Annotated in this window: 11 protein-coding genes; 9 read left to right on the top strand and 2 right to left on the bottom strand. The window is 60.7% G+C overall.

Annotated elements, in window-relative coordinates:
- Nucleotides 1-27 precede the first annotated feature (27 nt).
- Nucleotides 28-2,940 (top strand): pre-peptidase C-terminal domain-containing protein, encoded by a 2,913-nt coding sequence (locus ACS3QZ_RS19500; RefSeq protein WP_456039401.1) that lies wholly within the window; start codon nucleotides 28-30, stop codon nucleotides 2,938-2,940.
- On the opposite strand, the gene ACS3QZ_RS19495 is transcribed toward ACS3QZ_RS19500, so the two are convergent.
- Nucleotides 2,885-4,060, bottom strand: a complete 1,176-nt coding sequence (locus tag ACS3QZ_RS19495) for a D-glucuronyl C5-epimerase family protein (RefSeq protein WP_456039400.1) — start codon at nucleotides 4,058-4,060, stop codon at nucleotides 2,885-2,887. The two genes, ACS3QZ_RS19500 and ACS3QZ_RS19495, sit on opposite strands and share 56 nt — an antisense overlap.
- 204 nt (nucleotides 4,061-4,264) lie before the next feature.
- On the opposite strand from ACS3QZ_RS19495, the gene ACS3QZ_RS19490 reads away from it, so the two are divergent.
- The 4 genes from ACS3QZ_RS19490 (at nucleotide 4,265) to ACS3QZ_RS19475 (ending at nucleotide 8,254) form a co-directional block, all read left to right on the top strand.
- On the top strand, nucleotides 4,265-5,281 hold the full coding sequence (locus ACS3QZ_RS19490) for a glycosyltransferase (RefSeq protein ID WP_456039399.1): 1,017 nt from the start codon (nucleotides 4,265-4,267) through the stop codon (nucleotides 5,279-5,281).
- A gap of 69 nt (nucleotides 5,282-5,350) precedes the next feature.
- The gene (gene rfbC / locus ACS3QZ_RS19485; RefSeq protein ID WP_456039398.1) at nucleotides 5,351-5,920 is read left to right on the top strand and encodes a dTDP-4-dehydrorhamnose 3,5-epimerase; all 570 of its coding nucleotides are present in this window, start codon (nucleotides 5,351-5,353) and stop codon (nucleotides 5,918-5,920) included.
- Nucleotides 5,917-6,966, top strand: coding sequence for a dTDP-glucose 4,6-dehydratase (rfbB, locus tag ACS3QZ_RS19480; RefSeq protein WP_456039397.1), 1,050 nt, complete (start codon nucleotides 5,917-5,919; stop codon nucleotides 6,964-6,966). Before rfbC ends, rfbB begins: the two co-directional genes overlap by 4 nt.
- A 128-nt stretch (nucleotides 6,967-7,094) precedes the next feature.
- Nucleotides 7,095-8,254 (top strand): IS3 family transposase gene (locus ACS3QZ_RS19475; protein WP_456038686.1). Its coding sequence is split into 2 segments (ribosomal slippage): nucleotides 7,095-7,344 and nucleotides 7,344-8,254, totalling 1,161 coding nucleotides; the frame shifts between segments, so codons are not numbered across the junction.
- Between the two features lie 329 nt (nucleotides 8,255-8,583).
- On the opposite strand, the gene ACS3QZ_RS19470 is transcribed toward ACS3QZ_RS19475, so the two are convergent.
- Nucleotides 8,584-9,642, bottom strand: a complete 1,059-nt coding sequence (locus ACS3QZ_RS19470) for a Glu/Leu/Phe/Val family dehydrogenase (protein WP_456039396.1) — start codon at nucleotides 9,640-9,642, stop codon at nucleotides 8,584-8,586.
- A gap of 136 nt (nucleotides 9,643-9,778) precedes the next feature.
- Between ACS3QZ_RS19470 and ACS3QZ_RS19465 the strand changes: the two genes are divergently transcribed.
- From ACS3QZ_RS19465 to ACS3QZ_RS19450, 4 genes are all read left to right on the top strand, one after another.
- On the top strand, nucleotides 9,779-10,237 hold the full coding sequence (locus ACS3QZ_RS19465; RefSeq protein ID WP_456039395.1) for an Lrp/AsnC family transcriptional regulator: 459 nt from the start codon (nucleotides 9,779-9,781) through the stop codon (nucleotides 10,235-10,237).
- Between the two features lie 63 nt (nucleotides 10,238-10,300).
- On the top strand, nucleotides 10,301-11,158 hold the full coding sequence (gene rfbD, locus ACS3QZ_RS19460) for a dTDP-4-dehydrorhamnose reductase (RefSeq protein ID WP_456039394.1): 858 nt from the start codon (nucleotides 10,301-10,303) through the stop codon (nucleotides 11,156-11,158).
- Nucleotides 11,155-12,033, top strand: coding sequence for a glucose-1-phosphate thymidylyltransferase RfbA (rfbA, locus tag ACS3QZ_RS19455; protein WP_456039393.1), 879 nt, complete (start codon nucleotides 11,155-11,157; stop codon nucleotides 12,031-12,033). Before rfbD ends, rfbA begins: the two co-directional genes overlap by 4 nt.
- 103 nt (nucleotides 12,034-12,136) lie before the next feature.
- Nucleotides 12,137-13,612 carry a DUF2793 domain-containing protein gene (locus ACS3QZ_RS19450; protein ID WP_456039392.1) on the top strand — a complete coding sequence of 492 codons (1,476 nt, stop codon included), beginning with the start codon at nucleotides 12,137-12,139 and terminating at the stop codon, nucleotides 13,610-13,612.

Raw genomic sequence — 13,612 nt, 5'->3', positions numbered from 1 at the left:
AGTATTTTTGTTTTTGGAGTTCTTCTCATGGCCGATGATTTTTCTGCTAATTCATCCACGACAGGCAGCCTTACCGTCAACCAATACACCACCGCGCGTATCGACGGGTATAACGACCAGGACTGGTTCGCGGTGACCATGACCGCAGATACCAAGTACCGAGTCGATGTCGACAGCGACGTGTCCGATCCGTTTTGGGACCCGCATCTGTTTGGAATCTATGATAGCACCGGCACGTTGATTTCCGGGACCACGAATTATAATGGCGGCGTCGGACGGGACGCGCGCAAGTGGTTTACGGCAACAACGGATGGCACCTATTACATTGCCGCTGGCGCCAATGCCCGCAGCTCCTGGGGGCCGTCGGACAATTACCGGGTGCGGGTGGCCGATGACTGGGACGATTACAGCGCCGACGTGCCCACAACCGCCTCGGTCACGGTCGATGGCGATGCGCTGGAGGCGGAGATCGACGAATCCATCGATACCGACTGGATTGCCGTCACGCTGGAGGCGGGGCAGCAGGTGCTGTTCGATGTCACCGGCAACACCAGCACCTATTATTCCGGCGGCACCTTCAACACGGATGTGAAGATCGACGGGCTCTATGACAACTCCGGCGCGATGATTGCGGGCACCACCGTGTCAAACACCGGGACCACACACGAAACGCTGACCTATACTGCCACCACCGCCGGGACCTATTACTTGGCAGTCAGCGGTGAGGGCACGGCGAGCGAGGGCAAATACCAGGTCGCTGTGCGCGGCGACGACCTGAGCGCGGGAACTGACACCACCGGTATCGTGACATCGGCGGGTGGCGTGCTGGGCGATCAGCCCATGCGCGCCCGGGGCGGCGAGATTTTCGAAGGCGGGGACGAAGACTGGATCGCCACCCCTCTGCTGGCGGGAGAGACCTATGAGATCGAGGTGACGGGGCAGGGCGGGCTCGACCCGCGCCTGACCGGGCTTTTCGATCCTTCGGGTACCCTGATTGCGGGCACCTCTGCCAGCGGCAGCGGGGATTGCGCCACGATCTATTACACGCCGACGGTGGACGGGACCTATTTCACCGGTATCGCCGGAGAAGCCAGCACTGACAGCGGCAACTTTACCTTGCGGGTCTGGCGTGATGAACTGACGGTGGACACCACCACTACCGGCAGCGTGGTACCTGGCGGCGCTTTCGATGGCAGGATCCTTGCCAATGGCGATCAGGACTGGATTTCCATCAGTATGAACGCGGGGCAACGCTATGAGGTGACGGTGACCGGGCAGAGCGGCTTTGCCGATCCGCGCCTGACCGGGCTTTACGACAGCACCGGCACGATGATTTACGGCACCGCCAACAGCGGCACCGGCAATAGCGCGATGACCACCTATACTGCGATGGCGGCAGGCACCTATTACATCGGAGTCGCGGGCGAGACCGCGGCCGATGGCGGCAACTACCGTGTGTCGGTGCTGACCGACGATTACAGCGCGGATACCTCGACGACCGGGGTGCTGGTCGCAGACGGGGCGGCGGTTGCCGGTGAGTTGGAAAAACAGGCTGACCATGACTGGTTTGCGCTCAGTGTCACGGCTGGCACCACCTATCATGTCAGCATGGCCGGCGGGCAATGGAATAGCGGTCGTCTCTATTACACTGAATTGACGCTGAGGGACGGGGCGGGCGCGGGCGTGTTGCCCGGATATTATGACGGTGGCGGTTATGGCACCGGGCCGGCAGATCTGTGGTTCACCGCTACGGCCGATGGAACCTATTTTGTCGATGCTCACAGCCACGACAACCACAACTCCTCCTCTCACCGCGGTATCTACGATCTGTCGGTTGTAACCGTTGCCGACGACTTCACCGCCGCGACGGACACCACCGGCACGGTGGCGGTGAATGGCAACGCTACGGGAGCGGTCGATTTCCGCGGTGACAAGGACTGGTTCGCCGTCACGCTGGAAGCAGGCGAGAGTTACCGGATCGAACTGGAAGGGTATGGCGCTGGCGCCAATAGTGGTGTGCGTTATCCTGGAATCGCGGGGGTTTACGACGCAACCGGGACCGTAATTGCCGGGACGGGGGCTGACGGTGGATACAGTGGTTATCCGGCTCAAACGGCCTTCACCGCCACGGCTGACACGACCTATTACATCTCGGCCGGAAGCCGGTACGGCAGCTATACCGGCGATTACGAGTTGAGCGTGACGCAGCTGGTGACGCTTGAGGGAACCGGCGGCAATGACTGGATGGGCTTGCCCTCCACGCTGGGAATCGGGCTCTTTGCGATCAATGGCGGCACCGGCACCGACATGATGTCCTTCTCCGGCCTCGGCGCAGGGGTGTTCATCAACCTGCACAGCGACCAGGCTTCGTCGACTGATTTCAATCTGATCATGGACTCGATCGAGAATGTCAGCGGCACCAGCCACGACGATGTCTTCCACGGCTCGGACCGGTCCGAGAAAATGCGTGGTCTTGGCGGGCGTGATATGTTCTATGGCTCGGATGGTGAACGGGATACGATCGACGGCGGGTCGAGTACCGATACGCTAAGCTACCAGTATTCGTCCGAGGCGGTCTCGGTCTCGCTGTTGCGCGGGCGCGGCAATGGCGGCGATGCGCATGGCGACCGGATTTCAAACATCGAGAACCTGATCGGGTCGAACCACGACGACATGATCTGGGGCGATGGCGGGTCAAACCGGCTGGAAGGCGGGCTGGGGGATGATACGCTGATCGGCAATGGCGGCGATGACTATATCCTTGCCGGGTTGGGCACGGATGTGATCGTGTTCTCGGGCAACCAGTCGGAATATACCATCACCCGTGACGGTATTTCGACCACGGTGGATCACACCGGGGGAACAGGACTAGATGGCACCGACCTTATTGGCCATGCCGAGGTGTTGCGCTTTGCCGATGGGGATTTTCTACTGAGTTGAGTTCGGATCGGGCCTGTTCAAACGCCTGTCGCAGTCGGGTTGTCTCGGATCGGGTGGCGTGGACGGGTTGCATCAAATCGTCGTCCACCAGTCTTTCGGCATCTGCTACGAAAAGATCGCCATACGCGAGGAAACGCGGTTCGCCGGTGAGTTGATAAAGCTGATACAGCTGGCGCATGGCCCGGTTTGGAAGATAGTCGGGTTTGCGCCGCCGCCCCAGCGCGTAAAGGCTGCGCTTGTTGGGACGGCGAAAGCAGAGCGCATAGTCCTCGATGGTTGCTGCACCAGCCTGTACCAGTACCTCCAGCCCCAAGCCTGGCAGAAACAAGGACGCTTCGTGTAGGGCCAGAACAGAGAAGATGTGACCATTCTTGACCCGCGTCGCGCGGGCGCGCGGCTGTGGGTATTCGTCGAACCACAGATACCCGCGCCTGTCGCGGTAGCTGATCCAACGCGGCAGGGGAGAACGGCCTTCAAGTTGTACGACCCGATAGGCCTGGGCATAAGCGGCCATCTCTGACCTCAGGTCGAGATGCGGCAATGCCCTCAGGCAAGCCAGAATTGCAAAGGCGTTGGCAATGGCGCTGACCCATGGGGCGGGGATCGTGAAGCGGTCGCTGCGATACTCGAAGCGGTTTTCAATAAAGGCGGCTTCGTCCTGCCAGACGGTGAACGCGCGCATTCGCTCGAATAGTTGATTGAGCAAGGACAACCCCAGATTCTTGTCCGAGGGTGTTTTAGCGTCTTCAATATAGCCGCAAATTGCAATCGTGTTGCGCCAGAGCTTCACGGGTTGGAAGGGTTGTATGAAATGTGTGTGATAAATTGGATCCCAGCCGAAAGGCAGGGCGTTATCCAGTTCAAGGTCAGGGCGGGGGCACCAGTTTTTCGGAGCAGGGATCCGTGGATGCTGGCCATGAACCACATCCGGGAAAAGAGGGTAGGAGCGAGAGATAACGCGCGCTCCGCCAATATCCTGCCAGTGCCATGCGGGGTGGCGCAAAGGTCGTTTGTGTTCGGTATCCCGCCAGTCAGCTATCTTCAGGCGGGACTGATGCCGTAGATGTCCAGCGAGCATGCGTATGCGAGATGGAGAGGTCATACGAACCAGCCCGTACATGATCTGGTGCCGTGTTTGCGAATATGCGTCGTGCCGCCCAACTCTTGTGCCAAGAGATGGGCAATATAGTAAAAGGCCGGACAGTATAGTGATATGTGGGGCAAGCAGTTTAACTTTCGGTGAAAATAGACAAACCGGACAGGCAGGAATATGTGGTCTGTCTCACACTGTATCAAAAAAGTGAATTCTCCAATTGGTTCAACAATGGCTGTAAAAGAACCTTGTGCCCCCAGGGCGGGCGGCGAAGCTGGGCATATACAAACTGTACCAGAGATCCGACGTTCCGCTGTGGTTGAACCGGAAGTGGTGATCCTGTTGGCCCTTTATCGCAGCGCGCGCCATTTGCGAGCGCAACTGGACAGCTATGTCGAACAGAGCCACGCGACATGGCGCCTGATCGTTTCCGACGACAGCCCTGAAGATGATGGCAGCGGTGCCATCCTGGAAGCTTTTGCTAAAAAGCACCCTGAGCGTCTCATGGAGATGCTCATTGGTCCGAAGCAGGGGTTTGCCCAGAATTTTTTGTCTCTTCTGGCTGCCGTGCCGCCGAATGTGCCGTTGGTGGCATTGTCTGATCAGGACGATGTGTGGTTCCCGGACAAGTTGGCGCGTGGAGCAGCCGCGTTGGCGGAGATTCCGCCTGGGGTTCCCGCGCTTTACTGTGCAAGCTCCGTGGTTTGTGAGGAGGACCTGACGCCTCTGGGGCCATCGGACAGTTTTTCGCGCCCCGCCACATTTCACAATGCATTGGTGCAGTCGATTGGGGGGGGGAATACAATGATGCTGAACCGTGCGGCCCTGGACCTGGTTGTCGTGGCTGCGCGAGAGGCGGGTGAGATTGTCGCACATGACTGGTGGCTTTATCAGGTGATTACAGGGTGTGGTGGGTGCGTTTTGCGTGATCCCGATCCTGTGCTCTTTTATCGTCAGCATGCACATAATGTGATTGGCGCCAACCTGTCTAACAAGGCGCAATTGGAACGGTTGCGGCAGTTGCTCAAGGGCCGGTTCAAAAGTTGGAACCGGATAAACATGACAGCTTTGACCCGGTCCGAGCATCACTTTTCTGCTGAGGCTAGGCGGACTCTGGCGTCATATCGTGCGGCAAATCAGGGGCCGATGTGGCGCCGCTTGATGGCATTGCGCGCTTCAGGGGTTTACCGGCAAAGCAGGATCGGCACCTTGGCTCTATACGTTGCCTGTATACTGGGTCGGTTATAGAGCCTAGATGACGCGAGGGTGGGGGCTTGCTATGACCATGCCGAATCTTTCTAAGATAAGGATAGGCCGGTGAAGATAGAAGAGACGCCCCTCACAGGTGTGTTGATCCTGACCCCCGCACGGTTCGGGGATGCGCGCGGGTTCTTTTCGGAAAGCTGGAACCGGGCACGCATGGCCGAAGCCGGGATCGATATCGACTTCGTGCAGGACAACCATTCGCTGTCGCAAAAGGCAGGCACGGTGCGGGGGCTGCATTTCCAGGCGCCACCCCATGCGCAGGCCAAGCTGGTGCGGTGCGGGCGCGGGGCCCTTTTTGACGTGGCGGTGGACATCCGGGCCGGATCGCCGACCTATGGGCAGTGGTTTGGTACCGAACTCAGCGCGGAAAACGGGCGGCAGTTGCTGGTGCCGGTGGGGTTTGCGCATGGGTTTGTCACGCTCTGCGATGACACCGAGATCATCTACAAATGCTCGGACTATTATGCGCCGGATTGTGACCGGGCGATTGCCCATGACGACCCTGATATCGGCATCGACTGGGGGGTTTCGCGCGCGAAACGTATCCTGAGCGAGAAGGACGCCGCCGCGCCGACACTGGCCGGGCTGGGTCCGCCGTTCAAGTGGGAAGAGCAGCCATGAAGCTCCTTGTGACCGGCGGCGCCGGATTCATCGGGTCGGCGGTGGTACGGCTGGCGGTGGCGCGGGGCTACGAGGTGGTGAATCTCGATGCGTTGACCTATGCGGCCTGTCTTGAGAATGTCGCCCCGGTTGCCGATATGCCCGGCTATGTCTTTGAGCATGCCGATATCCGTGATCGTGCCGCATTAGACACTGTTTTTGCCCGTCATCAGCCGGATGCGGTGATGCACCTGGCCGCCGAGAGCCATGTGGATCGCTCGATCGACGGGCCTGGGGCTTTTATCGAGACCAATGTGACCGGCACCTACACGTTGTTGCAGGCGGCGCGCAAATACTGGGACGGGAAAGGGCGCCCCGATGCTTTCCGGTTTCATCACATCTCGACGGACGAGGTTTATGGTTCGCTGGGAGAGACGGGAATGTTCACCGAGGACACGCCCTATGCGCCCAATTCCCCTTATTCAGCGTCTAAAGCGGCCTCGGACCACCTGGTGCGGGCCTGGGGCGAGACCTATGGCCTGCCGGTGCTGATCTCCAATTGCTCGAACAATTACGGGCCCTATCACTTCCCTGAAAAGCTGATCCCGGTGGTGATCCTGAATGCGCTGGCGGGTAAGGAGATCCCGGTTTACGGGCAGGGGCTTAATATACGTGACTGGCTCTATGTCGAGGATCACGCCGACGCGCTTTTGACGGTGCTGGAGAAGGGCCGGGTCGGGCGCAGCTATAATATCGGGGGCGAAAACGAGGCCCGCAATATCGACCTCGTGAAGATGATCTGTGCCATTCTCGACCGGGTGCGCCCCGCAAACAGACCCTATTCCAGCCTGATCACCTTTGTTGAGGACCGCCCCGGCCATGATCTGCGCTATGCAATCGACCCGAGCCGGATTCGCCAAGAGCTGGGCTGGCGGCCTTCGGTGACGCTCGAACAGGGGCTGGAAAAGACCGTGCGCTGGTATCTGGACAACGAGAGCTGGTGGCGCGCGCTGCAGGGCCGCGACGGGGTGGGTAAACGATTGGGAACCGCCCCGAACGGAGGCTGACACGCCCCCCCTTCGGATCGGGGGTTAACGCCTGTTTTCAAGGGATTTTGGCAATCGGTATGACCTGCCCCCCGAAACTTCCCTCGTTGTGATGTAGAGTTTGCTCAACCTTTCGAAGGAGCAAACGCATGCGAAAGAGCCGTTTCACGGAAGCCCAGATCATCGGGATGATCAAAGAACAGGAAGCCGGAATGCCGACAGCGGAGGTGTGCCGCAAGCACGGTCTCAGCCAGGGCACGTTCTACAAATACAAGTCGAAGTACGGCGGCATGGAGGTGTCGGACGTCGCGAAGCTGAAGGCGATGGAAGATGAGAATGCCAGGCTCAAACGCCTGCTGGCTGATACGATGCTGGACAATGCTGTACTGAAGGATCTTCTGGGAAAGAACTGACGACGCCGAATGAGCGGCGAGAGGCAGCGCTGAAGGCGATGCGGGATCACGACATCTCGCAACGCCGGGCCTGCCGACTTGTCGGTGTCGATCCGAAGACAGTCCGGCGTGAACGCCCGCCGGATAATCCTGAGATACGCAAGGAGATGAAAGCGGTTGCAGCCAAGCGCCGCCGGTTTGGCTACCGGCGGATCGGGGTGATGCTGGAACGCAAAGGGATGATCATGAACCACAAGAAGCTGTATCGGCTGTACACGGAGGAGAAGCTGGGCGTCAGGCGGCGACGGGGCCGCAAACGGGCCCGTGGCTCCCGGACACCGATGCCAGAAGCTCTGAGGCCTGGTGAACGCTGGTCACTGGACTTCCTGTCCGACACGTTCGGGGCCTCGCGCCGGTTCCGAATTCTGGCGGTGAACGATGATTGTTGCCGTGAGAACCTGTGCCTGATGGCTGATACAAGCATCTCGGGCGCCCGCGTGGCGCGGGAACTGGATGCGCTGGTCAGGCTCTATGGCAAACCGGTTAGCATTGTCTCTGACAACGGCACCGAGTTCACCAGCCGGGTGATCCTGAAATGGGCGAACGAGAACGATGTCGACTGGCACTACATCGCCCCGGGCAAGCCGCAGCAGAACGCCTTCATCGAAAGCTTCAACGGTAGCCTGCGCGACGAGCTACTGAACGAAGAGATGTTCGATAATCTGGACGATGCTCGCCGAAAGCTGGCGCTCTGGCGATACGACTACAACAACGTAAGGCCGCACTCGTCGCTCGGCAACAAAACACCCGCAGAAGCGCGTCGAGCGCTTGAGCAATTTGAGGGCTCCGCGCCCGACGCGCTTGCCCAAACCGAAACCGAGGAATATGAAAACCAGACCCGCAAACTCTCGTTATGAATGAGGGAGCCTCGGGGGGCAGGTCATTTTGTTAACCTAGTCAAAAACGGTCGTTTTTGACCAAGGGGTTGCCGGCGCCGGAATCGTTGAAAAATCTTGTGCCACAAACCCTTGGCAAAACGGCCTTTGATTTTGTCACGTTTTTGCCGCTCTTAGTAAGCAATCGTTGGTGCAAACAGCAGCATCAATCACTTTGGGCTCGTTGCAGACCTTATCTGCACGCCGCCCGAAGGGCTGCTCCGGCGTTAGCGTGTTATTTCGCCTCCAGCCGTAAGCGACCCCTTTGTGACCATGGACAGAGGGGGCGGGGTGCCCCCTCTGTCCATGGATCAGGCAGCGCGTGCCTGGAGCATTTCGTCGACGATGGCGGTGGCCACCGCGTCGGGGCTGCGGTTTGTCTGCGCGGCGCGGGTCAGGATGCGGTCCATCGTGAGCTCGAGCGCGGCCAGTTTCTCATCGACAAAACCGGCGCGGTCCTCGATCGCGAGGATCTCGGTGGCGACATTGATGATGCCCCCGCCATTGGCGACAAAGTCCGGTGCGTAGAGAATGCCGCGCGCCTGCAGGCGGGCGCCGTCCTCGGGGGTGGAGAGCTGGTTGTTGGCCCCACCCGCCACCGTGGCCACGCGCAGGGTGGGGATGGTGGCGGCATTGAGGATCGCGCCAATGGCGCAGGGGGCAAAGATGTCGGCCTCGACCGCAAGAATGCCGTCTGCCGTGGCGGGCTCGGCACCATAGCGCGCCTGAGCCTCTGCCACGCGGGCCGCGTCGATATCGGCCACGATCAGCCTGGCCCCGGCCCCGTGCAACAGATCGCAGAGATGTGCGCCGACATGGCCCAGCCCCTGCACCGCAACGCGCCGCCCGGTGAGATCATCGCTGCCAAGGCGGTGGCGGGCGGTGATGCGGATGGCGTTGAAGATGCCGCGCGCGGTGATCGGCGAGGGATCGCCGCTGGCAAATTTGCCATCCGGCAGACCGGCGACAAAGCGGGTTTCACCTGCCATCACCGCCATGTCGGCGGGGCTCATGCCCATGTCTTCGGCCGTCCAGTAGCGCCCCCCCAGCGTGTCGATGGCGCGGGCAAAGGCGCGCAGCTGATCCGGCGTCTTGGGGGCGGGATCGCCCATGATCACCGCCTTGCCTCCGCCAAGCGGCAGGCCCGCGGCGGCGTTTTTATAGGTCATGCCTTCGCTGAGGCGCAGCGCATCGGTGAGTGCTGCGTCTTCGCTGGCGTATGCGCGCATGCGCAACCCGCCGGCGGCCGGGCCCAGCTGGGTGGAATGCAGGGCAATGAACCCGGTCAGGCCAAGGGCGGCGGCGTGCACGCGCAGCACGGTTTCATGGCTGGCGATATCAAGGCGGGTGATTTCCGGGGTCGCGGGCATGCGGCCTCTCCTCCTGTTTGGCGTTTTTTCCTGTGTGCCATGCCGTGCGGAGCGGTTTTCGCCAAAGTTTGCCGGTTTGGGGAGGGTATGTTAGAGGTTTTCACCATGAGATATGACAAAATTGGGGAAATCCGTCATGGATGCCATTGACCGCAGAATCATTCGCGCCGTGCAGCGGGACGGGCGGATCACCGTGTCTGATCTTGCCGAGACCGTGGGCCTGTCGCCCACGCCTTGCGCGCGCCGGCTTGAGCGGTTGCAGAAGGACGGCGTGATCACCGGCTATGGCGCGCGGGTAGATGCGCGCAAGCTGGGCCTGCCGGTGACGATCTTTGTCTCGGTCGAACTGGAACAACAGGGGCGCGAGGCGATCGGCGCCTTTGAACAGGCCGTGCGCCATTTCGAGGAGGTCATGGAATGCTACCTGATGACCGGGTCGCGCGATATTCTGCTGCGGGTGGTGGCCGCCGATCTCGAGGCGTTTGACGCCTTTCTCGAACATCGGCTGATGAAGGTGCCGGGCATCCGCAACATGCGCTCGAACTTTGCCCTGCGCGCCATGGTGCGGCGCGACGTGTTGCCCGATCCGGGATGAGCGATTGCGGATCAGGGCAGGGGCGTTAGAGTTGGGGCGGATTTTGGAGCCCGGACGGATTTCATGAAACTTCTTGTCTTTGGACAGACCGGGCAGGTGGCGCGGGAATTGCGGGCGCTGGCCGGACCGGGGCTGGAGATTGTCGCGCTGGGGCGGGATCGGGCGGATTTGAGCGACCCGGCGGCCTGCGCGGCGCAGGTGGCCGAAACGGATGCGGATGCGGTGATCAATGCCGCCGCCTATACGGGCGTCGACAAAGCCGAGGAAGAAGAGGCGCTGGCCACCGTGGTCAACGGGGAGGCGCCCGGCGCCATGGCGGCGGTGGCGGCGGGGCGGGGGATCCCGTTCCTGCATGTCTCGACCGATTACGTGTTTGACGGGACGGGCCGTGCTGCGTTTGGCCCGGAAACGCCCACGGCGCCGCTGAATGCCTATGGGCGCAGCAAGCTGGCCGGGGAAATTGCGGTGCGCGCGGCCGGCGGGGCCCATGTCATCCTGCGCACGTCCTGGGTGTTTTCGGCACATGGCAGCAACTTCGTGAAAACCATGCTGCGCCTGTCGGAGACCTGTGACGCGCTGAGCATCGTCGATGATCAGATCGGCGGCCCAACCCCGGCCGATGACATCGCGCGCAGCCTTGTCACGATTGCCCACGGGCTGGTTGCAGGCCATCCGGGGGGCATCCATCACTTTTGCGGCGCCCCCTATACCAGCTGGGCGGGCTTTGCCCGCGAGATTTTCAGAGTGGCAGAGAAAAAGATCGAAATTTCCGACATTTTTTCTCAGGATTATCCGGCCCCGGCGCGCCGACCGCTGAACTCAAGACTGGATTGCGCCTCGTTAGAGACAGATTTTGGCATTAAGCCTGCAGATTGGAAAGCGGGGCTGGCCCGCGTGATCAGGGATTTGGAACAGGTATGAGCAAGCGCAAGGGCATCATTCTGGCTGGCGGCACGGGCACGCGGCTTTATCCGATCACCATCGGTATTTCGAAACAGCTGGTGCCGATCTATGACAAGCCGATGATCTATTATCCCCTGTCGGTGCTGATGCTGGCGGGTATTCGCGAGATTGCGGTGATTACGACACCCCAGGATCAGGACCAGTTCAAGCGCACGCTGGGCGATGGGTCTCAGTGGGGCCTCGCGCTCACGTATATTGAACAGCCTGAACCTGAAGGACTGGCACAGGCCTATGTCTTGGCCGAGGATTTCTTGGCTGGCGCGCCGAGTGCGATGGTGCTGGGTGATAATATCTTTTACGGCCATGGGCTGCCTGAGATGTTGCAGCAAGCGGTATCGCGGAACACGGGTGGCACAGTTTTTGCCTATCACGTCCAGGATCCGCAACGTTATGGCGTGGTTGCGATGGATGAAGCGGGGCGGCCAACCGCGATTGTTGAAAAGCCGGAGGTTCCCCCATCGGATTATGCGGTGACCGGGCTCTATTTCCTCGATGGCCACGCGTCCGAACGGGCCAGGGCAATTCAGAAGTCGGCGCGGGGCGAATATGAGATAGTCTCCCTGCTGGAGACTTATCTGGCGGAGGGATCACTGGAGATTGCCCGGATGGGCCGTGGCTACGCCTGGCTTGATACCGGAACCCATGACAGCCTGCTGGATGCGGGCAATTACGTGCGCACCTTGCAGAAGCGGCAAGGGTTGCAATCGGGCTGTCCTGAAGAAATCGCTTTTGAACAGGGCTGGATCGACGTGTCGGCCCTGCGCGAACTGGCTGAACGCTATGGCAAGACCGAATACGGGGCCTACTTGAGGAAGCGGGCGGGGAAGACGTGAGCCGTTGCGCGCCCTGATGCATCAGCGTTCGCAGAGTTAGCTGTCGCTTCAGATTGGTTTGGCACAACTCGGCGCAAGAGATTTCTTGTGTAGGATGTGCTCAATGCCCGAGACTTCCCCCCGTCTGGAACTGCCTTATATCATGCCTTCGCAGGCCCAGAAACACGTCACCCACAATGAGGCGGTTGCGCGGTTGGATGCGGTAACCCAGTTGACCGTTCTGGCCATTGGCGCGGAGACGCCGCCTTCCGCGCCGGAGGCCGGAGATATCCATGCGCTGGGGGGGGCTCCGACGGGGGGCTGGGCAGGGCAGGGGGACAAGCTGGCGCTTTGGGATGGAGTCGCCTGGCAGTTCATCACGCCGCGTGAAGGCTGGCGGGCTTGGGACGTGGGTGCCGATCGGCTGATGGTGTTTGCAGACGGTGGCTGGAGCCCGGTCGCGCCGGATCTGGACAATCTGGATGGCTTGGGGATCGGCACGGCGGCGGATACCACGAACCGGCTGGCTGTGGCCTCGGCGGCCTCGCTTTTTTCCCATGCCGGTGGGGATCATCAGATGAAGGTCAATAAGGCAGGGACGGCGGATACCGCTTCGCTATTGTTCCAGTCCGGGTGGACGGGACATGCTGAGATGGGTCTGGCAGGGGACACCGCCTTTTCAGTCAAGATCAGCCCAGATGGCAGCCAGTGGCACCAAGCCCTGCGGTTGGACCCGGGTGCGCAGGAAATCGCGTTGGCGCCGGCCGGAATCGACCGGGCGGTTCTGTCCGAGACCGGGCTGCAACTCGATGTGCCGGTAAATGGCGCGGCGGTGCAGTCCAACGGCGACGACACCACGTCTGGGCGCTTGGTGCGGGTTGAAGGGGCCAAGGCGGCGGGGTTGTCGGTTTATGGAAATTATCATTCTTCCAGTAGTTCCGCTGATATTGACGCGGCCCAGGCGGGGGAGGCCGCGCTTTACAGTACGTCTACGCCGGGAACATGGCCTGCAAATGCTGGCGGCGTGGTCTGGGTGGAAACCCAGCGGATGTATGTCAACGAGAGCAAGCGCCAAGTGGCCACCCAATATTCCGGTGGGTCACTGAATCCACCACGCCAGTGGATTCGGGTGCGCGACCGCGACGGTACCGGCTGGACGGATTGGGCAGAAATTTTCAACCAGGCCTCAGTGGTCGGAGCGGTTGGCCAGTCCGGAGGCGTTCCGACCGGGGCGGTGATTGAACGCGGTTCCAACGCCAACGGGGATTATGTCCGGTTTGCCGACGGGACGCAGATCTGCATGATCACGAAGAGCCTCGGGTTGATCACGGCAAACGGGGCGGGTACGGCGGTCGATCCGTATCGGACAGCCTCGGTGGATGGCAACTGGCCCGCAAGCTTTGCTGCAACGCCGAATGTGACGGTTACCCCGCTGCCGCCGGACAACAATTTCTCGTTTGCCCAGTATTTCGCCATTGGCATGGTTCGGCGCGTAACCACAAACAGCTATTTCAATGCCTCGGTCATGCGCCCCGCAGGACAAAGCATGGCAAGCGTGGATTTCGATATGCAGATTACCGCAACCGGCCGCTGGTTCTGA

The sequence above is a fragment of the Shimia sp. W99 genome (assembly GCF_053851455.3).
This window is presented reverse-complemented; position numbering and strand designations above follow the sequence as displayed.